Source organism: Pseudomonas putida, assembly GCF_001636055.1.
Classification (GTDB): domain Bacteria; phylum Pseudomonadota; class Gammaproteobacteria; order Pseudomonadales; family Pseudomonadaceae; genus Aquipseudomonas; species Aquipseudomonas machongensis.
In genome coordinates, this window is sequence record NZ_CP011789.1 from 2,282,246 (window position 1) to 2,301,623 (window position 19,378).

Here is a 19,378-nt window from a genome sequence, read left to right on the forward strand (position 1 = left end):
TGAAGGCAAGACCTTTCTGCCAGATCCCAGTTTCAAGCAGGTTACGGCCTGCGAGATACGCAGCGGTAGTTCAGTCGGTTAGAATACCGGCCTGTCACGCCGGGGGTCGCGGGTTCGAGTCCCGTCCGCTGCGCCATCTTCTGCTTCGAGGCCCTAGAACTCCTCCAAGCGACATTGAAGGCGATAAACCAATCGCCTTTTTTGTGCCTGCAACACCAGCGTCATGCGCTGGCACGCAGATCCCAGTTTCAAGCAGGCTTCGGCCTGTGCGATACGCAGCGGTAGTTCAGTCGGTTAGAATACCGGCCTGTCACGCCGGGGGTCGCGGGTTCGAGTCCCGTCCGCTGCGCCATATTCGCTTCGAGGTCACTGAACCCCTCGAAGCACAAAGAAAGCGACCTTAGGGTCGCTTTTTTTGTTTCTGTGGCCTGGTGAATGGCTAGTGCCGGCCTTGGTATCAATCGCCAGTGCTGTTAGACATCGGCGTGAAGCTGACGGGGTCACTCCGAACATTTACCCGATGCTGACAGACTCTTCACCGACCAGCGGTTTCAGCGACCCTGCGATGTGTTGCACAATAGGCACCATTCGTTCTTCCCGGAATTGACAATGTCCAGATCTACCGTCTCTGTAGCGCTCGGGCTGGCCCTGGTGCTGGCGGGTGTTTCCGGCTGTTCCTCGAAAAAGGCAGCGATCTACGAACACGAGAACTTCGACGACTCGGGGACGTTCTCGCGCAGCTTCCAGGTCAGCGATGCCGGGTCGTGCGAAGCCGCGCGCCGGGCATTGCTGAGCCAGGGCTATATCATCACCAGCAGTGACGCGAGCCAGGTGGCGGGCAATAAAAGCTTCCAGCAGAACGCCGAGAACCACCTGCAGATCAGCTTCAACATCACCTGCGCCCCCGACAGCAGCGACGATCAGCGTTCGACGATCTTTGCCAACGCCCTGCAGGATCGCTACACCCTGAAAAAATCCAACACCTCGGCCAGCCTCGGTGTCGGCATCCTCGGCTCGGTGTCGATGCCGATCGGCTCCACCGACGACTCCATGGTCAAGGTGGCCAGCGAAACCGTGACTTCGCCGCAGTTCTACGAGCGTTATTTCGCGCTGGTCGAAAGCTACCTGCCAAAACCGAAGAAGCAGAAAAAGGCCGCCCCTCAGGTGGAGGCGCCCAAGCCTGAAAAACCGGCGCAGGAGTTGGGCTTGCCCGAGCCTGCGGCATTGGCCCCGGCCGCACAGCCAGCGGCGGTGCCGGTGTCTGGCAGCGCGCCGCAGGTCGAGCCGGCAGCGCCGGTGACTCCTTCGGAGCACGCGCCATCGCCGACCGCTGCAACACCAGCCGCCAGCGAGGCGCCCGCGGCGCCAGTGGTCGACGATAGCCAGGGCTCCCAGCCTATTGCGCCGCCGGTCGAAGCTGCGCCGATCCAGGTGCAGCAAGCGGCACCCACCGGCGAGCCGGTACCTTCGTCACTCTAGGGAAATGCTTCATCTGCTGTTACACACGTACTGCGGTTAACGACCTGAACGCCTGCTACGTTTATTCCTCATGGGGATGTCATGATTCCTTCATCCGGCCCGCTTAGCTTGATGGCCAGACCCATGAAAAAATGAATGCAAGAGGACGCAGGCCAATGGACGACTATCAGGAAGAACTTCTCGAATTCCAGGCATATGAACTGGATACCCCGGAGCCGGCGGAAGACGCCACGGAGCTCTAGCCTACTTGCCGCTGATGGCGGCGAAACTCCCCCGGTGTCAGCCTCGTCCAGCGCTTGAATGCGCGCTGGAAGGCTTCGGCCGATGCAAACCCCAGCAGATAGGCGATTTCACCGAAGGCCAGCTCCGTGTCGCGGATATAGGTTTCGGCGAGGTCGCGTCGGGTGTCATTGAGCAGGCCGCGAAAGCTCGAGCCTTCCTCGGCCAGCTTGCGACGCAAGGTCCAGGTGGGCAATTGCAGGTGGCGTGACACCTCCTCCAGGTCAGGCTCCCGTCCGCCGTTGAGCAATGGGCCGAGCAGATGTGTGATGCGCTCGCCCAGGCTGCGCACACGCGTGCGCTGGGTCAGCTCCGCCTCGCACAGTTGCAGCAGGTGCTGCCAGGTACTGGGGCAGTGGTGTGGGTTGCCCAGCGCGAGGGCGGCCTGGCCGAGGCGCAGCTGGTTGCTGGCGGCACCGAACTGCACGGGCGTGCTGCACAATGGTTGGTACAGGGTACTGTAGGCGGGCGCCTCGAACTCGATTTCCATGCGTTCGGCCAGCAGCGGCGTGCCAGCCAGCCCTGACAGCTGTGCCAGCCAGCCGGCCAGCAACGAATCGACCACGAAGCGGTTGTAGGTGTTGTACGGGCTGATCGAATAAAAGCGCAGCCAGGCCCCGTGGGCGTCTTCGATGAAGGCCGAGCTGCCACGATAGTTGGCAGCGTACAGCGGCTCATAGCGCAGCAGGGTACGCGCGGCCTCGCGCACGTTCGGGGCTTGCGCTGCCGTCACGCCTGCCAGGCCAGCCTGGGCCAGGCGGCTCAGGCGTCCCATGCGCAGCCCCAGGGCGGGCTCGGCACTGAGCTCGATGGCTGCATGCCCCAGGTGCATGTAGCGGGGAATCGACAGGCGGGCACCGGCTTCGTTCATGCGCATGGCATCCAGCCCATAACGTTGCAGCAGCGGTGCCGGGTCATGTCCCAGCTCCTGCAGGGCTTCGGTCAGGGGCTGGACGAAACCTACCGAGAGGTCACCCAGGCGCACGCGTGGCTGGCGCATGCCCTTACAGCCACAGGTTCAGCAGGCGGGCACCCTGGCTGGGATTGCCAGCCAGTTGCGCGCCCGCCTGGTTGGCAAAGCCCTGGCCGTCGCTGCCCAGCTCCCAGAACTGGCCGCGCAGGAAGACACTGATGCTTGGCAGCTTGGGGTTGGCGGCCAGGATCAGTTGACGCCAAGCCGCCTCTTCACTGACTTCGCCTTTGCTCAGCGGCAACTGGTTGGCAGCCTGTTGGTGGCGGTTGCCGCGCCAGGGTTCCTGCCAACTTCCCTTGCCACTGAGAAACACCGGATTGGCGATCAGTTGCACCGACTGGTGAGCCAACAGTTCATGGTTGCGCGGATACCAGCTGTCGCTGCCCACCAGTACACCCAGGCGCCCCGCCGGGGTCTGCACGACCTGCAGCGGCTGGGCCTGGCCATCTTGAATGAAACGACGGACCTCGCTATCGGCGTATTGCTGCAACTGCGGCTGGCCAAGCGGTGTGCCATCGCTGGCGAACACCAGGCTGCTGTTGAACAGCGGGCCTTTGCCGACATGCAACTGGCCCTCCTCGACATAGGGTGACGGCAGCACGATGGAGCCGGCCACCAGGGTGACGCCGAACTCGCGGGCCAGGCCGCCAAACAGTTGCTGGTAGTCAGCGGCCATCTGCCGCGCCTTCATGCGCAGGTGCGCGTCGGAGCGGCGATCATCACCAGTGGCCGCCAGCATGGCCAGGCCGTAGCGCACGGGGTTGCTCAGCTCCAGCCACTGCCAGGCCTCGCGGAACTGGGTGACCTGGTACAGCTCCTTTTTCTCGCCGCGGGCCCAGAGCCAGGTGCCGATGTGCTCGGGTAGCACCACCACCGTTCGCGGGTTGACCAAGCCTTGGGCACGGGCCTGTTCCAGATAGGCCGAGAGCTTGCGGTGCAGGCGCCCGAGGTTCTGGTAGTCGCTGGGGTAGAGCAACGGCTCGATGCCCAGCAGGTTGCCGTGCTCGCCGGGTACCCCCTGGTTGAGCGCCAGTTCGATGCGCAAATCGGACAGGTAATGACCTTCCGGGCGCTGTTGGGTCCAGAAGCCATAGCTGAACAGGGCGGCGATCATCACCAGCGCCAGGGCGCTTGCCAGGAGTTTGCGCATGAAGCGGTACGGCATCTTGAGGCCAAGGGTGCTCTAGGGTAGTCCCGCTGTGCAGCAGGATCAATAAGTTGTCAGTTTCGATCATTGAGCCGGTTCAAACGCCTGTTTAATGTCGACGGCAGACAAACGACGGGGCCCGTGTGAGGCACCCGCATTCCGTGATCACGCCTCATCAGGAGTCCCTCCATGGCTGCCGAACGTTACCCACACCTGTTGGCCCCGCTCGATCTGGGCTTCACCACCCTGCGTAACCGCACCCTGATGGGCTCCATGCACACCGGTCTCGAAGAGCGCCCGGGTGGCTTCGAGCGGATGGCCGCCTACTTTGCCGAACGTGCCCGTGGCGGGGTGGGCCTGATGGTGACCGGCGGTATTGCGCCGAACGACGAGGGTGGCGTGTACTCCGGTGCGGCCAAGCTCAGCACCGACGAAGAAGCCGATAAGCATCGGATCGTCACCGAGGCGGTGCACGCGGTAGGGGGCAAGATCTGTCTGCAGATCCTGCATGCCGGACGCTACGCCTACAGCCCGCGGCAAGTGGCGCCCAGTGCCATCCAGGCACCGATCAACCCGTTCAAGCCCAAGGCGCTGGATGAGGCGGGCATCCAGAAGCAGATCGATGACTTTGTGAACTGTTCGGTACTGGCCCAGCGTGCCGGCTACGACGGCGTCGAGATCATGGGTTCGGAAGGCTACTTCATCAACCAGTTCCTCGCCGCGCACACCAACCACCGCACCGACCGCTGGGGTGGCAGCTACGAGAACCGCATGCGTCTTGCGGTAGAGATCGTCGGACGCGTACGTGAAGCGGTGGGCCGTGAGTTCATCATCATCTTCCGCCTGTCGATGCTCGATCTGGTCGAGGGTGGCAGCAACTGGGACGAGATCGTGCAGTTGGCCAAGGCCATCGAGCAGGCGGGCGCCACCTTGATCAACACAGGCATCGGCTGGCACGAAGCGCGCATCCCGACCATCGCGACCAAGGTGCCGCGCGCAGCGTTCAGCAAGGTAACCGCCAAGCTGCGCGGCGCAGTGCAGATTCCGCTGATCACCACCAACCGCATCAACACGCCGGAAGTGGCCGAAGCCGCGTTGGCCGAAGGCGATGCCGACATGGTATCGATGGCCCGGCCCTTCCTCGCCGACCCTGACTTCGTCAACAAGGCTGCCGAGGGCCGCGCGGACGAGATCAACACCTGCATCGGCTGCAACCAGGCCTGTCTGGACCACACCTTCGGCGGCAAGCTGACCAGTTGCCTGGTGAACCCGCGTGCCTGCCACGAGACCGAGCTCAACTACCTGCCGGTACGTGCGGTGAAACGCATCGCCGTGGTCGGCGCAGGGCCTGCTGGCCTCGCCGCGGCGACGGTCGCCGCCGAGCGTGGGCACGAGGTGACCCTGTTCGATGCCAGCGCCGAGATGGGTGGGCAGTTCAATGTCGCCAAGCGTGTGCCGGGCAAGGAAGAGTTCTTCGAGACCCTGCGCTACTTCGCCAACAAAGTGAAGAACAGCGGCGTGACGCTGCGCCTGAACACCCGTGTTGGTGTCGACGAACTGGCGGCGGGCGGCTTCGACGAGATTATCCTGGCTACCGGGATCACCCCACGTACGCCAACCATCCCCGGGGTCGAGCATGCCAAGGTTCTGAGCTACCTTGATGTGCTGCTCGAGCGCAAGCCAGTAGGTGAGCGGGTTGCCGTGATCGGCGCCGGTGGTATCGGCTTCGACGTCAGCGAGTACCTGGTGCACAAGGGCATCGCCACCAGCCAGGATCGCGCTGCGTTCTGGAAGGAGTGGGGTATCGATGCCAGCCTTGAGGCCCGCGGCGGTATCGCGGGGGTCAAGCCTGAACCCCATGCCCCGGCACGCCAGGTCTATCTGTTGCAGCGCAAGAAGACCAAGGTCGGCGACGGCCTGGGCAAGACCACTGGCTGGATTCACCGTACGGGTCTCAAGAACAAACAGGTACAGATGCTCAACAGCGTCGATTACCTGAAGATCGATGATGCGGGCCTGCATGTGCGCATTGGCGAGGGCGAACCGCAGGTGCTGGCGGTGGACAACGTGGTGATCTGCGCCGGGCAGGAGCCGCAGCGCGAGCTGTATGAAGGGCTGCTGGCCAAGGGGCAATCGGTGCACCTGATCGGTGGTGCGGATGTCGCTGCCGAGCTCGATGCCAAGCGCGCGATCAACCAGGGATCGCGCCTGGCAGCGGAGCTCTAGGAAGACCGAGCTCCAGGAAGACATACTTAGCACCGATTGTCCGTCTGGTGGCGGCAACCTCTCGATTTTCAAAAGAGATTGCCGCCATGACCCATCCCCCGCAACCCCAGCCGCTTGCCGCCGAACTGCCGGATCAATTCCCGCAAACCGATGCCCTGCCCACGCTCGGCGCGTCGGCCCTTGCGCTGTTCGAGGCACAGTTGCCAGGCCTGCTGGCGCGTGCCCCCTACCTGTTGCAATTCATCGACGACGAGGGCTCCGAGGAGCGTACGGTCACCCATGGCCACACCCTGAAGAGCCTGGTCGAGTCCGCACGCCTGGGGCAGACCACGGCTGATCTCTTCGACCCGGCACAGGCGGTGCTGTCGTCGAGCGCCAGTTCGCTGGCCGAAGCCGACCTGATTGCGGACGTGACCCTGGATCAGGTGCACGACGCCTTGAAGCTTATAGACGCCAAGACGGTGCTCAGCCGCTTCGAGGTCGATGCGCAAACCTACTGGGAGGTTCCCGCGCAGCTGTCGTTGGCCCCTCGGCAACTGGCCATGGAGCAGCAGGTGCGCGCGAGCCTGGCGGATGATGTGCAACTGCTGGAGAGCGTCGGAACGCTCACTGCCCAAGCCAGGGCGCTGATCGAAGACATCGTCGCCCACCCCCGTTTCTCCGACCGCAGCGTGCCAAGAGGTGTCTATGACCTGACGGTGCGCACCGGTGGAAGCTCGAAGTCCTTCTCTTTGCCAGGCATGCTGGTCCTCAGCGAAATCCCGGCCGGCTACGACCCGGCACTGTCCTACGTTACCGAGCGGCAGGATCTGACCGGCGAAGCTGTGCTGTATTGCAGCGGGCACTTCGGTTTCATCCGTCGTCACGACAACCTCCAGGCCACCCTGGATGGGGTGCGCAAGGCATTGTTGGAGGATCGCGCCTGGGGCTTGGCCTTGTTGATGCGCCTGGCACCGGAGGCGCAGCAGGCGTTGCTGGAAGAATGGGAGCGCGAAGACGCAAGCTTCGAAGTGAGAGCGGGGGTGATCGAGGGCAATCCGTTCGAGCACCTGGCCAGACAGCAGTGCGAGGCGTGGCGCGCGAGCGCGACCTGCGAGCAGCCCGGTGTATGGGATGATCGTATCGGCCTGGATGTATCGCGTGCACGTTCAACGCAGGTGTTGTTGGCGTTCGAGGCCGAACGCCAGTCGTTGCGGGCGCAACTACCGGATGGTCTGCGCAACCTTGGCCAAGCGCAGCAAGACATACTGGATGGCCTGTTGCTGGACATTGCCCAGCAGCAGAGCCTCGCCGAGGACTATTGGCAGCAGTTACCCGCGTTCGAGGATTTCGCCCGTGATCGGATTCGCACCGAATTGCGCAAGGACGGGCAGGATTTGGACCCCCGTGCTGTCACCGTCGAGATCGACGTCGTCGAATACAGCCCCGAATTGCCAGAGTCGGAACTTGCGCCGGGCGTCACTCCTGATCCTGGACAGGCGCAAAGCGTGCAGAGCGAGTGCTCGTTGCTCGAATACATCGCCATGCGCATGGATGCCAGGGCCGACGCCAGTTGGACGGTCGAATTCAGTGGCGTTACTCAGGCTCAGTCACGCTATCTTTCCAGTACTCGGCTGGGCAGCCTGATCCAGCGGCTGGACCTGCAGGCGCACTATCTACAAGCAATCAGCGACGCGTTGAAGACACCTTCCGATGGCGAAACCAAGGGCCTGCACCAGCGGCGCCACGATGCTGCGACAAGCCTGTTCGAGAAACGTCTGCGGCTCGATGCGTTCCTGGCGCATGCTACCGGTGACCTTGACGATTCCGGGTATCAGGCTGTCCAGGACATTCTGGATCATCCATCGCCGGACCAGCGGCCAATACGCGAAGGGCAGCGTGCCGAGTTGCAGCTGCTCACGCTGGGTGGCAACTCCCTGCGTGACGTGCTGATCTTCCATGAAGTCGGTGAGTCGTCACTGATCTGCTATACACCCGGCCATCCATCTGGCAAGCCGTTCAGGCGCCACAGCTCTCGCAGGGCTCTGCGCAGCGTGCTGGCCCAAGAGCTCGAGGGTCTGCAACGGACGTCGCCGTGGCCTGCAAGCACTGAATACTGGGTGTCGCGGTTCGGCCGTCATCAGCTCGGGACCGCCTTGCCTCTGTTGCTCCGCATCGCTGATGGCAAGGCCGGTGCAGAGCTGGCGACGCAAACCCTCAACCAACCGATAGGCAAGGCAATTTTCAATTATCGCATCGCTTATCTGGTGGCCGAAGGTAACAGCCTGGCGGTTTCCGATGCCGAGTTGCGGCTGGAGCGAGGCCTGGATATCGCCGTCACCGTGTTCCGCGTGCTGAGCGCGCTGATTCCCGCGCGGGTCATGACCGTGCTCGACCTGGCAGAGCTTGGTTATTACATGTTCAACAGCTATGCGGCGCTGGCCAGCGGGCAGCGCGAGCAGGCCGGAACCTATGCCCTCGAGGCCTTGACCAGCCTGAGCGGCCTGGCTAACGCAAAGTTCTACCGGTTCAGGGCTCCCGCTGCTTCGGGAGTGCCGCTGCGACTGGTGGGCGGCAGCGGTTTACGGTCGGTCGTCGCGATCGACGAAGTGCCCAAGCCTCAGGGCGCGCTCTTTGTCATTTCTCACGGCCTGCGCAAGGGGTTACTGGTCTTCGATGGCCGGTTGAACGTGTCTTTGCAGGGCCGTTACTACCCCGTCTACGAAGTGCGTGACCCGCTGCAACGCACTTCGACTTTTTATATCGGGTCAGGCGACGGGGTTCAAAGCCGCTCGTTGTTTTCCAATCCCGATCCAAGAATCGAACGTGATCCACGTACAGGCGACTGGCTGATCGTGCGCCGCCCGGGGCTGCTGGGCGGAATGGATCAACCGCTGCCGGTCCGGCCAATGCCGGTGAAGGTGATGCGCGGGGTCCGAGAAAGCGCCAATAGCAGTGGCAGGACTTTCCGCATCATGGACGGCGCCCAGGAGGTGGAGGTGATGTTCGATCTGGATTATTGCTGCTGGTACTCATCTTCCAAAGGTCGTTATTACCGGCGGGATGAGCAGACGAATACCTATCTGGGCGCCGTTGACCCTGGCGCTACGGCTTCTCGATTGGAGCGCCAGCAAGCGCGCCTGGAACTGGAGTGTCTCCAGCGGCCGGTGTTACCAGAGCTGCCGCCGAGCAGTGGGCTGGAGCTGCTCCCGAAGGTTATCCACCAGATCTGGATCGGCAGCGCAGACAGTCTGATTGCGTCTCACGACTCCACGCTCAAGGGCAACATCGAGATGGCACGGGCTGGCGGTTATCAGTTGCATCTGCATTTTCTAGGCCGCAGTGGATGGGGGGTGAACAATGCGTTGCAGCTGCGCAAGCTACGCTCGCGCTACCCAGGAGCAACCTGCACGTCCTTGAAGGGAGACGCGTTCTTCAAGGATTTCGAGGAGGGTCCGCAGGGTGAGGTGTTCAAGTTCTTCCTGCGGCCGGAAACCCGCAACTATGCGGCGGCCTGCGACGCCTTGCGCTACAAGTTGATAGATGAGTTGGGCGGGGTGTACATGGACATGGACGATGTGCTGCTCCGCCCGCTGCCTCAGTTGACATTGCGCCCTGGGCAACTGGCGGTGGGCGGGGTGGTGAGCAACGCGACCCTGATGCTCAACGGCCCCAACAACAGTCATTTCGCCTCGCTCAAGGGCAACCCATTGCTCGATGCGGTGTTGCGGGAAATGTCCCAGCGTTTCAGCGCTAGCCGCAAGCTTGGGCATCGTCCGAAGTTTTCCGATCCTGGTTTCACCGAGTACATGCGTGAGGTATCCCAGGTGACTGGCCCTGGTCTGCTCAATACGATGCGGCACAGCGCCAGCGCGATCGAGAAGGCCTTGACCGAGGCGAAGCTGTATATCTTCCACTCGCAGGACAACGGCGTACGTCCCGAGCGCGCGGTATTTGAATGGGTGAAGCGCGTTTCCGCGCTGCTGACGCCACTGGAAGACTACATCAATGTCGGTAACGCCCACAGCTGGAAGACGGGGCGCCGTTGACCTGCTAACGTGCGGGCTTTTCGGGGGGCTATAGATGTTCGATGGACTTTCCGGCTCCACCGCCGCGCCCCTGCAAAGTCTGCACCTGCCCTGGTTGGCGCACGCCGGTGTGGCGTGCGCGGTGTTGCGTCTGGACCTGATCGACCCACTGGTCAGTGGCAACAAGTGGTTCAAGCTGCAGCATCACCTGCGTGCTGCCCGGAAGGCCAACGCACCTGGCCTGATCAGTCTGGGCGGCAACCATTCCAATCATTTGCACGCCTTGGCCGCTGCGGGCAGGCGCTTCGGCTTCGCCACCGTCGGGTTGTTGCGAGGCCAGCGGCAAGACACCCCGACCGTCCGTGATCTGGAAGCGCTGGGCATGACCTTGCACTGGTTGGGCTACGGTGGTTATCGGGCGCGCCACGCGCCAGGCTTCTGGCAACCCTGGCAGGCGCGTTATCCCGGCTGGCATTGCATCCCCGAAGGTGGGGGCAGTGTGGAAGGTGCCTTGGGATGTGGGCAGATCGTCGAGCAGGCACAAGCGCAATTGGCGTCGATCGGTTGGGATGATTACCACGCCTGGTGGCTGGCGGTGGGCACCGGCACCACGCTGGCAGGCCTGGTACTGGCCGAGCAGGGCGCGCATCCGGTGCATGGCGCCTTGGCGGTGCCGCGCGATCATGGTGTGGAGCAGGGCATTGCGCAACTGGTGGGTACAGCGGGCTATTGCCTGCACGACGCCTGCCGCGGCGGATTCGCCCGGCGCGATGACGCGTTGCTGGCATTCATCGCAGACAGCGAGCGGTACAGCGGTCTGCCACTCGAAGCGCTCTACACAGGGAAGGCGCTGTGGGCGCTGCGTGAGCAGGTCGAGGCCGGGCGATTTTCACCCGGCACCCGCCTGATCTTCGTTCATACCGGTGGCCTGCAGGGGCGGCGCGGCTACTTGTAAGGCAGCATGCGCAGCAGTGTGTTGTCCCGGCGTACGTAGTGGTGGTACAGCCCGGCAACGGCATGCAGCCCGATCAGCCAGTAGCCCCAGGTGCCGATGCGTTCATGCCAGCCCTTGATGAACTTTGCCTGGTCCGGATCCTGGCCGATCAGTGCAGGCAGCTCCAGCCCAAAGAATGGTATCGGCTTGCCCGCAGCGCTGAGGATCAGCCAGCCGGCCAGTGGCATGCCGATCATCAGCAGGTACAACAGCACGTGGACCAGATGGGAGAGGCCGGTCTGCCAGGCGGGTGGCTTGGGCACGATAGGCGGTGTCGGGCGTGCCAGGCGCATGGCCAGGCGCAGCCATACCAGCACGAACACGGTGAGCCCGAGCATGAAGTGCAGGCTCTTCATGAGGTCGCGCTCGGCGCTGTCCTTGGGGAACAAGCCGCGCAGCTCGATGCAGGCATAGACGGCGGCGAGCAGCACCAGCATCAGCCAGTGCAAGGTGATGGACAGGCGCGCATAGTGTGGCGCGGGAGTGGATGAAACCATGGTCGGTCCTCGTCATCAGGTTGGATGGGCGCTCTTGCTGGCGCCTGATGTGGACTTTAGCGCGTCGATTGGTAATTTTTCGTTGTTTCAGGTCGGTTGTTTCGTTGATTTTTGGGCTCGGAACGGCATTTTCTCCAGCACTGGTCCTAGGTCATCCCGGTAAGTGTGGCCAGCTGTCACTCACCAGAAACACTCGCTCCGCCTCTTGCCAGGCGCCTTCACCATCCTCCTCCAACCTCACCAGCAATTGTGCCGCGGCTCCTTCCTCCAGGCGCCACAGCCAGGCTGCAAAACCCGCCGCCCCCCAGCGATCCCCAGCCTCGACCCGTGCAGGTGCCAGCCAGGCATGGCGTTGCAGCGGTTGCCAGAGTGCCGTTGGGTGAGCGCTGGCATATTGCGCCCACTCGCGTCGATGCAGCCAGCGCCCGCGCAGGTGCGCAGGGTTTGCCCCGAAGGGTGAGGCGAGTTGCCCTGGCCATGGATGGAAAAGATAGCCACCCAGCCACAGGTGCGACTGCACATCGCCCACCTGCAGTTGATTCAGGACTTCCCGGCTTTCGGCCCGAGCCGAGATCGGCAACTGATGTGCGACCAGGTGCGCCAGCTTGCTGCCCAGGCGGTCGTGACAGCCTGGCCCCAGCCACTGCGCCGGGTCGTGGGCATCAGCCTGATCCGGCCCGAGGTAAAGCTTGATCGCCAGTTCCAGGTGGTGGTCACCCGTGCGATCGCGCAGCAGGACATCCAGCTCACCCAAGGTTTGCCCGCCTTGGCGGATCGCCAGGTTGGCGGCCAGCAGCTCGACACCGGGTGCCTGTTGCAGGGCGAACTGCCAGAGGCTTTCGTAGTACAGCCCCAACCGCCGGCTGGTGAGGCGCGCCAGCCACGTCTGCAAGGGCTGCGCATCATGGTCCAGAGCCAGCAGCCAGTCGTGTAACCGCCCCGGATCGTCCGCCCAGCCGCTGGCCGCCAGCGGATGGCGTTGCGGGCAGGGCGGTTCGCTCAGCAGCGGCGGCGACAGCAGCGTCCACGCCAGATCACGCACGGCAGGGTGGCGGAGCTGGCGGGGCAGGGCGTGGAGGTCGGTGAAGGGTGTCATCCTGCGAGCATAGCCGGTTTGCCGCTGGCCGGTCGTTTCGCCCATAATCCAGGCATTGTCACCCGCCGCAGAGCCTTGCAGGAGCCCCATGGAGCAATTTCGCAATATCGGTATCATCGGACGCCTCGGCAGCTCGCAGGTGCTCGACACCATTCGCCGACTGAAGAAGTTCCTGCTCGAGCGCCACCTGCACGTGATCCTCGAGGACACTATCGCCGAAGTGCTGCCGGGCCACGGCCTGCAGACCTCCACGCGCAAGCTGCTGGGCGAGGTCTGTGACCTGGTCATCGTCGTCGGTGGCGACGGCAGTTTGTTGGGCGCCGCTCGAGCGCTGGCCCGGCATAACATCCCGGTGCTGGGCATCAACCGCGGCAACCTCGGCTTTCTCACCGACATTCGCCCCGACGAGCTGGAAACCAAGGTCGCCGAGGTGCTCGACGGCCACTACCTGGTCGAGAACCGCTTCCTGCTGCAGGCCGAGGTTCGCCGCCACAACGAGGCCATTGGCCAGGGCGACGCGCTCAACGATGTGGTGCTGCACCCGGGCAAGTCGACGCGGATGATCGAGTTCGAGATCTACATCGACGGCCAGTTCGTCTGCAGCCAGAAGGCCGACGGCCTGATCGTCGCCACGCCCACGGGCTCCACCGCCTATGCGCTGTCTGCCGGCGGCCCGATCATGCACCCCAAGCTCGATGCCATCGTCATCGTGCCGATGTACCCGCACACCCTGTCTGGCCGGCCGATCGTGGTCGATGGCAACAGCGAGCTGAAGATCGTCGTCGCCAAGGACCTGCAGATCTACCCACAGGTCTCCTGCGATGGGCAGAACCACTTCACCTGCGCTCCAGGCGACACCATCACGGTGAGCAAGAAGCCGCAGAAGCTGCGCCTGATCCATCCACTGGATCATAACTACTACGAAGTCTGCCGCACCAAGCTTGGCTGGGGCAGTCGCCTGGGGGGCAGGGACGACTGATGCTCGATCCGGCACGCAGTTTCGACATCATCGGCGACGTTCACGGTTGTGCGTTGACCCTCGAACGCCTGCTCGACACCCTTGGCTACACGCGGACGGGCGGTGTCTGGCGCCATCCGCGGCGCCAGGCGCTGTTCCTCGGCGACATCGTCGACCGTGGCCCGCGCATCCGCGAGGCGCTGCATATCGTCCACGACATGGTCGAAGCCGGCCAGGCCCACTGCATCATGGGCAATCACGAGTACAACGCCCTGGGCTGGGTCACGCCGGCACTCCCCGGCAGCGGCAAGGCCTTCGTGCGTGAGCACACGCCGCGTCATGCCCGCCTGATCGACGAGACCCTCACCCAGTTCGCCCAGCATCCCGGCGACTGGCACGATTTCATCCAGTGGTTCTACACCCTGCCGCTGTTCGTCGACGCCGGGCGTTTCCGTCTGGTGCATGCCTGCTGGGATCATCAACTGATCGCACAGTTGCGCGCCCAGTACCCGGACGGCCGTATCGACGAACACTTCGTGCAGGCCTCGGCGGTGTCGGGAAGCTTCGCCTCGACCGTGTGCAACCGCCTGCTGCGCGGCACCGACATGCGCCTGCCGGACGGTCTCACGCTGACCGGCGGCGACGGTCTGACCCGCGCCTTCTTCCGCACCAAGTTCTGGGAAGAAGACCCACAAACCTATGGCGACATCGTGTTCCAACCTGATGCGCTGCCCGAGGAAGTGGCCCGCGCGCCGCTCAGCCACAGCCAGAAGAACGCGCTGCTGCGTTATTCGGAGGATGAGCCACTGCTGTTCGTCGGCCATTACTGGCGCAGCGGCCACCCCGCGCCGATTCGCGCCAACCTGGCCTGCCTGGACTACAGCGCGGTGCTCTACGGCAAGCTGGCCGCCTACCGACTGGACGACGAAACCCGCATCGACCCGCACAAGTTCGTCTGGGTCGATGTCGACCGACCGCAGGCCAGCCAATGAACGTGGTCGAAGTGATGCGTCTGCCGCTGGGTGTCGACCTCAGTGGTTTCGTTGCCCTGTTGCGGCGCCTCGAGGTGCCGCACCGGGTGGTCGAGGAGGGCAGTGAGCAGGTGCTCTGGGTACCGCCCGCCATGGCCGCCCAGGTGCTTGACCTCTACCGGCGCTACCCTGACGGCAATGCCGACGTGGAGCCGGTCATGGACGCAGGCTTGCCGGCGAGCGAGCCGGCCCGGCCCCCGCTGAAGGAACAGTTGCGCGCCTGCAAGGTTACCGCGGGGATGCTGCTGCTGTGCATGGCCGTCGTTGGCTTGACCGGCCTGGGCGAAAACCTCTCGACCCTGAGCTGGTTCACCTTCCAGGACTACCAGGTACAGGGCGACTACCTCTATTTCGTGCCGCTGGCCCAGAGCCTGGGCGAGGGCCAGTGGTGGCGCCTGGTGTCGCCCATGCTGCTGCACTTCGGCGTTCTGCACCTGGCCATGAACGGGCTGTGGTACTGGGAGCTGGGGCGGCGCATCGAATTGCGCCAGGGGCCCTGGGCGTTGCTGGCGCTGACCCTGGTGTTCAGCCTGGTGTCGAACCTGGCCCAGCATTTCATCGGCGGCCCGAACCTGTTCGGTGGCTTGTCCGGAGTGCTCTATGGCTTGCTCGGTTACCTCTGGCTCTACCAGTGGCTGGCGCCCACCCCATTGTTCAGCCTGCCTCGCGGCGTGCTGGTGATGATGCTCATCTGGCTGGTGATCTGCCTCAGTGGTGTGGTCGGCCAGCTCGGCTTCGGCCAGATCGCCAATGCCGCACACGTCGGCGGGCTGCTCATCGGATGCCTGACAGGCCTCTTGGGTGGACTGCTGGCGCGGCGTAAACTGTCGGCTTGATTTAGGAGACGCTCATGTCCACTTTCGCGCAAATGATCGAAAACATCACCCCCGAGATCTACCAGAGCCTGAAGACGGCGGTGGAAATCGGCAAATGGTCCGATGGCCGCAAGCTCACCGCCGAGCAGAAGGAGCTGTCGCTGCAAGCGGTGATTGCCTGGGAAATCCAGAACCTGCCCGAGGAAGAGCGCACCGGCTACATGGGGCCGCAGGAATGCGCCTCCAAGTCCGCGCCGATCCCCAACATCCTGTTCAAGTCGGACTCGGTACATTGATCGAACTCGCTCGTGGCTCCTTGAGCAAGATGGCGGTGCGTCTCGAAGCACCGGTCGTGCAGTACAGCTTTCGCCTCGGTGAGGAGCAGGTGCCGGTCAACCCGTTGATCGGCCAGTCGCTGCGTCTGGAATACCTCGGTGCGATCCACTGCACCCATTGCGGCAAGCGCACCAAGACCAGTTTCAGCCAGGGCTACTGCTACCCCTGCATGACCAAGCTGGCCCAGTGCGATGTGTGCATCATGGCCCCTGAACGCTGCCACTACGACGCCGGCACCTGCCGCGAGCCGTCGTGGGGCGAGCAGTTCTGCATGACCGACCATGTGGTGTACCTGGCCAACTCGTCGGGCATCAAGGTGGGCATTACCCGTGCCACGCAACTGCCCACACGCTGGCTCGACCAGGGCGCCAGCCAGGCACTGCCGATCATGCGCGTGGCCACTCGCCAGCAGTCGGGCCTGGTCGAAGACCTGCTGCGCAGCCAGGTACCGGACCGCACCAACTGGCGCACCCTGCTCAAGGGCGATGCCGAGGTACTGGACCTGGTCGCGGTGCGCGAACAGATCTTCGATGCCTGCGCCGAAGGCCTGCGCGAGCTGCAAGGCCGCTTCGGCCTGCAGGCGATCCAACCGTTGCCCGACGCCGAAGTGGTCGAGATGCGCTACCCGGTCCAGGCCTACCCGAAGAAGATCGTCAGCTTCAACCTGGACAAGGACCCGGTGGTGGAAGGCACGCTGCTGGGCATCAAGGGCCAGTACCTGATCTTCGACACCGGCGTGATCAATATTCGCAAGTACACGGCCTACCAGCTGGCCGTGCTCCAGTAAAAGGATCGTCACCATGCGTACCGAACAACCGCAAGTGATCTACCTCAAGGACTATCAGGCGCCCGAGTACCTGATCGACGAGACGCACCTGACCTTCGAGCTGTTCGAGGACCACACGCTGGTCCATGCGCAACTGGTCATGCGCCGCAACCCCGAGCGCGGCGCCGGCCTGCCGCCGCTGGTGCTCGATGGCCAGCAGCTGGAGCTGCAGCGCGCCGCGCTGGATGACCAGGAGCTGCAGGCCGGTGACTACCAGCTCGATGACAGCAGCCTGACCCTCCACCCCAAATCTGAGCGCTTCACCCTCGACACCAGCGTGAAGATCCACCCGGAAAGCAACACCGCGCTGGAAGGCCTGTACAAGTCCGGCAAGATGTTCTGCACCCAGTGCGAAGCCGAAGGTTTCCGCAAGATCACCTACTACCTCGACCGCCCGGATGTGATGAGCACCTTCACCACCACGGTGATCGCCGAGCAGCACCGCTACCCGGTGCTGCTGTCCAATGGCAACCCGGTCGGCAGCGGCCCGGCAGAAGACGGCCGTCACTGGGCAACCTGGGAAGATCCGTTCAAGAAGCCGGCCTACCTCTTTGCGCTGGTCGCGGGCGATCTCTGGTGCGTCGAGGACAGCTTCACCCGCCAGTCGGGTCGCGACGTGACCCTGCGCATCTACGTCGAACCCGAGAACATCGACAAGTGCGACCACGCGATGGTCAGCCTGAAGAAGTCCATGCGCTGGGACGAAGAAGTCTACGGCCGTGAATACGACCTGGACATCTTCATGATCGTCGCGGTCAACGACTTCAACATGGGCGCCATGGAAAACAAGGGCCTGAACATCTTCAACTCCAGTTGCGTGCTGGCCCGCGCCGAAACCGCCACCGATGCCGCCCACCAGCGCGTCGAAGGGGTGGTCGCCCACGAATACTTCCACAACTGGTCGGGCAACCGCGTGACCTGCCGCGACTGGTTCCAACTGTCGCTCAAGGAAGGCTTCACGGTGTTCCGCGATGCCGAGTTCAGCGCCGACATGAACTCGCGCACGGTCAAGCGCATCGAGGACGTCGCCTACCTGCGCACCCACCAGTTCGCCGAAGATGCCGGCCCCATGGCCCATCCGGTGCGTCCGGACAGCTTCATCGAGATTTCCAACTTCTACACCCTGACCGTGTACGAGAAGGGCGCCGAAGTGGTAGGCATGGTCCGTACCCTGCTGGGCGCCGAGGGCTTCCGCAAGGGCAGCGACCTGTACTTCGAACGTCATGATGGCCAGGCGGTGACCACCGACGACTTCATCAAGGCCATGGAAGACGCCAACGGCGTCGACCTGACCCAGTTCAAGCGCTGGTACAGCCAAGCTGGCACGCCGCGTCTTGAGGTCAACGAAACCTACGATGCCGCGGCGCAGACCTACAGCCTGACCTTCCGTCAGAGCTGCCCGCAGACGCCGGACAAGCTCGACAAGCTGCCATTCGTGATTCCGGTGGCGTTGGGGCTGCTCGATGCTCAGGGCAATGACCTGCCGCTGCAATTGGCCGGTGAAACAGCTGCTGACGTCGCTACCCAGCGCGTGCTGTCGGTGACCGAGGCCGAGCAGACCTTCACCTTCCAGGGCATCGTCGCCAAGCCGCTTCCGTCGTTGCTGCGTGGCTTCAGTGCGCCGGTCAAGCTGAGCTTCCCCTACGACCGCGACCAGCTGATGTTCCTCATGCAGCACGACAGCGACGGCTTCAACCGCTGGGAAGCGGGCCAGCAGCTGGCCGTGCAGGTGCTGCAGGAGCTGATCGGCCAGCATCAGCGCGGCGAAGCGCTGAAACTCGACCCACGGCTGATCACCGCCTTGGGTACGGTGCTGGGCAACGAGTCGCTGGACCCGGCCATGGTCGCCGAGATGCTGTCGCTGCCCGGCGAGGCCTACCTCACCGAAATCAGCCAGGTGGCTGACGTCGACGCGATTCACGCGGCCCGCGAGTTCGCCCGCAAGCAGATCGCCGAGCAGTTGTTCGATGCGCTGTGGGCGCGCTACCAGGCCAACCGCCAGGTGTCGCGCAGCACTGCTTATGTAGCCGCAGCCGAGCACTTCGCCCGCCGCAGCCTGCAGAACATCGCGCTGTCGTACCTGATGCTAACCGGCAAGTCGCAGGTGCTGGAAGCGACCCTCGAGCAGTTCGAGCACGCCGACAACATGACCGAGCGCCTGACCGCGCTGGCAGTGCTGGTCAACTCGCCGTTCGAAGCCGAGCGCGCCAAGGCGCTGGAGGCCTTCGCCGAGCACTTCAAGGACAACCCCCTGGTCATGGACCAGTGGTTCAGCGTGCAGGCGGCAAGCAGCCTTCCGGGCGGGCTGGCGCGGGTCAAGGCGTTGATGCAGCACCCGGCCTTCACCCTGAAGAACCCGAACAAGGTGCGCGCGCTGGTTGGCGCCTTTGCCGGGCAGAACCTGGTCAACTTCCACGCCGGCGACGGTTCGGGTTATCGCTTCCTGGCGGACCTGGTGATCGAGCTCAACGCGCTCAATCCGCAGATCGCTTCGCGCCAACTGGCGCCGCTGACCCGCTGGCGCAAGTACGATGCCGCGCGTCAGGCGCTGATGAAGGGCGAGCTGGAGCGGATTCTCGCTTCCGGGGCATTGTCCAGTGATGTGTATGAGGTGGTGAGCAAGAGCCTGGCTTGATTTACTTTTAAACCGGGCTGGCCTATTCGCGGGCAAGCCCGCTCCCACGAGGATCAGGGAGCGGGCTTGCCCGCGATGC

Annotated in this window: 14 protein-coding genes and 2 tRNA genes; 12 read left to right on the forward strand and 4 right to left on the reverse strand. The window is 63.7% G+C overall.

Annotated elements, in window-relative coordinates; genetic code table 11:
* The first annotated feature begins 59 nt into the window (after nt 1-59).
* The 3 genes from AB688_RS10430 to AB688_RS10440 all read left to right on the forward strand — a co-directional run bounded on the left by AB688_RS10430 (nt 60) and on the right by AB688_RS10440 (nt 1,479).
* Nucleotides 60-136, forward strand: a tRNA-Asp gene (locus AB688_RS10430).
* Nucleotides 137-275: 139 nt separating this feature from the next.
* Nucleotides 276-352 (forward strand) — tRNA-Asp (locus AB688_RS10435).
* A 257-nt stretch (nt 353-609) separates the two neighbouring features.
* Nucleotides 610-1,479: a DUF2242 domain-containing protein gene (locus AB688_RS10440; protein ID WP_063543881.1), complete on the forward strand. Its 870-nt coding sequence runs from the start codon at nt 610-612 to the stop codon at nt 1,477-1,479.
* A 238-nt stretch (nt 1,480-1,717) separates the two neighbouring features.
* Here the strand turns inward: AB688_RS10440 and AB688_RS10445 are convergent, their stop codons facing one another.
* Together AB688_RS10445 and AB688_RS10450 are read right to left on the reverse strand one after the other, a co-directional pair.
* Complete coding sequence (locus tag AB688_RS10445; protein WP_063543883.1) at nt 1,718-2,758, reverse strand: AraC family transcriptional regulator; 1,041 nt, start codon at nt 2,756-2,758, stop codon at nt 1,718-1,720.
* A 4-nt stretch (nt 2,759-2,762) separates the two neighbouring features.
* A complete protein-coding gene (locus AB688_RS10450; protein ID WP_063546687.1) occupies nt 2,763-3,881 on the reverse strand; it encodes a nitrilase-related carbon-nitrogen hydrolase in 1,119 nt (372 codons plus the stop codon).
* Between the two features lie 186 nt (nt 3,882-4,067).
* Here AB688_RS10450 and AB688_RS10455 point away from each other — a divergent pair, with 186 nt between their 5' ends.
* The 3 genes from AB688_RS10455 to AB688_RS10465 all read left to right on the forward strand — a co-directional run bounded on the left by AB688_RS10455 (nt 4,068) and on the right by AB688_RS10465 (nt 11,066).
* Nucleotides 4,068-6,104, forward strand: coding sequence for an NADPH-dependent 2,4-dienoyl-CoA reductase (locus AB688_RS10455; RefSeq protein ID WP_063543885.1), 2,037 nt, complete (start codon nt 4,068-4,070; stop codon nt 6,102-6,104).
* Between the two features lie 86 nt (nt 6,105-6,190).
* Nucleotides 6,191-10,132, forward strand: coding sequence for a dermonecrotic toxin domain-containing protein (locus AB688_RS10460; RefSeq protein WP_063543887.1), 3,942 nt, complete (start codon nt 6,191-6,193; stop codon nt 10,130-10,132).
* Between the two features lie 34 nt (nt 10,133-10,166).
* On the forward strand, nt 10,167-11,066 hold the full coding sequence (locus tag AB688_RS10465) for a 1-aminocyclopropane-1-carboxylate deaminase/D-cysteine desulfhydrase (protein WP_063543889.1): 900 nt from the start codon (nt 10,167-10,169) through the stop codon (nt 11,064-11,066).
* On the opposite strand, the gene AB688_RS10470 is transcribed toward AB688_RS10465, so the two are convergent.
* Both AB688_RS10470 and AB688_RS10475 read right to left on the reverse strand, forming a co-directional pair.
* Nucleotides 11,057-11,602, reverse strand: coding sequence for a cytochrome b (locus tag AB688_RS10470; RefSeq protein WP_054893117.1), 546 nt, complete (start codon nt 11,600-11,602; stop codon nt 11,057-11,059). The genes AB688_RS10465 and AB688_RS10470 overlap by 10 nt on opposite strands.
* Before the next feature lie 151 nt (nt 11,603-11,753).
* Nucleotides 11,754-12,743: a DUF1853 family protein gene (locus AB688_RS10475; protein WP_196759900.1), complete on the reverse strand. Its 990-nt coding sequence runs from the start codon at nt 12,741-12,743 to the stop codon at nt 11,754-11,756.
* Between the two features lie 43 nt (nt 12,744-12,786).
* Here AB688_RS10475 and AB688_RS10480 point away from each other — a divergent pair, with 43 nt between their 5' ends.
* From AB688_RS10480 to pepN, 6 genes are read left to right on the forward strand one after another with little or no spacing between them, the layout of a single operon-like run.
* Entirely contained in the window at nt 12,787-13,677 is an 891-nt protein-coding gene (locus tag AB688_RS10480) for an NAD(+) kinase (RefSeq protein ID WP_054893119.1), read from the forward strand.
* Nucleotides 13,674-14,648 carry a metallophosphoesterase gene (locus tag AB688_RS10485; protein WP_178117541.1) on the forward strand — a complete coding sequence of 325 codons (975 nt, stop codon included), beginning with the start codon at nt 13,674-13,676 and terminating at the stop codon, nt 14,646-14,648. Before AB688_RS10480 ends, AB688_RS10485 begins: the two co-directional genes overlap by 4 nt.
* The gene (locus AB688_RS10490) at nt 14,645-15,523 is read left to right on the forward strand and encodes a rhomboid family intramembrane serine protease (protein WP_063543895.1); all 879 of its coding nucleotides are present in this window, start codon (nt 14,645-14,647) and stop codon (nt 15,521-15,523) included. Before AB688_RS10485 ends, AB688_RS10490 begins: the two co-directional genes overlap by 4 nt.
* 14 nt (nt 15,524-15,537) lie before the next feature.
* Entirely contained in the window at nt 15,538-15,798 is a 261-nt protein-coding gene (locus AB688_RS10495; protein ID WP_054893122.1) for a YeaC family protein, read from the forward strand.
* Nucleotides 15,795-16,625, forward strand: a complete 831-nt coding sequence (locus AB688_RS10500) for a DUF2797 domain-containing protein (protein ID WP_063543897.1) — start codon at nt 15,795-15,797, stop codon at nt 16,623-16,625. Before AB688_RS10495 ends, AB688_RS10500 begins: the two co-directional genes overlap by 4 nt.
* A 13-nt stretch (nt 16,626-16,638) precedes the next feature.
* The gene (gene pepN, locus AB688_RS10505; RefSeq protein ID WP_063543899.1) at nt 16,639-19,299 is read left to right on the forward strand and encodes an aminopeptidase N; all 2,661 of its coding nucleotides are present in this window, start codon (nt 16,639-16,641) and stop codon (nt 19,297-19,299) included.
* Nucleotides 19,300-19,378 lie beyond the last annotated feature (79 nt).

Excerpts from the sequence above, each read along its gene's own strand:
- AB688_RS10465 (WP_063543889.1), top strand. The coding sequence starts at position 10,167 with ATGTTCGATGGACTTTCCGGCTCCACCGCCGCGCCCCTGCAAAGTCTG.
- AB688_RS10460 (WP_063543887.1), top strand. The coding sequence starts at position 6,191 with ATGACCCATCCCCCGCAACCCCAGCCGCTTGCCGCCGAACTGCCGGAT.
- pepN (WP_063543899.1), top strand. The coding sequence starts at position 16,639 with ATGCGTACCGAACAACCGCAAGTGATCTACCTCAAGGACTATCAGGCG.
- AB688_RS10475 (WP_196759900.1), bottom strand. The coding sequence starts at position 12,743 with ATGGGCGAAACGACCGGCCAGCGGCAAACCGGCTATGCTCGCAGGATG.
- AB688_RS10445 (WP_063543883.1), bottom strand. The coding sequence starts at position 2,758 with ATGCGCCAGCCACGCGTGCGCCTGGGTGACCTCTCGGTAGGTTTCGTC.
- AB688_RS10440 (WP_063543881.1), top strand. The coding sequence starts at position 610 with ATGTCCAGATCTACCGTCTCTGTAGCGCTCGGGCTGGCCCTGGTGCTG.
- AB688_RS10480 (WP_054893119.1), top strand. The coding sequence starts at position 12,787 with ATGGAGCAATTTCGCAATATCGGTATCATCGGACGCCTCGGCAGCTCG.
- AB688_RS10495 (WP_054893122.1), top strand. The coding sequence starts at position 15,538 with ATGTCCACTTTCGCGCAAATGATCGAAAACATCACCCCCGAGATCTAC.
- AB688_RS10470 (WP_054893117.1), bottom strand. The coding sequence starts at position 11,602 with ATGGTTTCATCCACTCCCGCGCCACACTATGCGCGCCTGTCCATCACC.
- AB688_RS10490 (WP_063543895.1), top strand. The coding sequence starts at position 14,645 with ATGAACGTGGTCGAAGTGATGCGTCTGCCGCTGGGTGTCGACCTCAGT.
- AB688_RS10450 (WP_063546687.1), bottom strand. The coding sequence starts at position 3,881 with ATGCGCAAACTCCTGGCAAGCGCCCTGGCGCTGGTGATGATCGCCGCC.
- AB688_RS10455 (WP_063543885.1), top strand. The coding sequence starts at position 4,068 with ATGGCTGCCGAACGTTACCCACACCTGTTGGCCCCGCTCGATCTGGGC.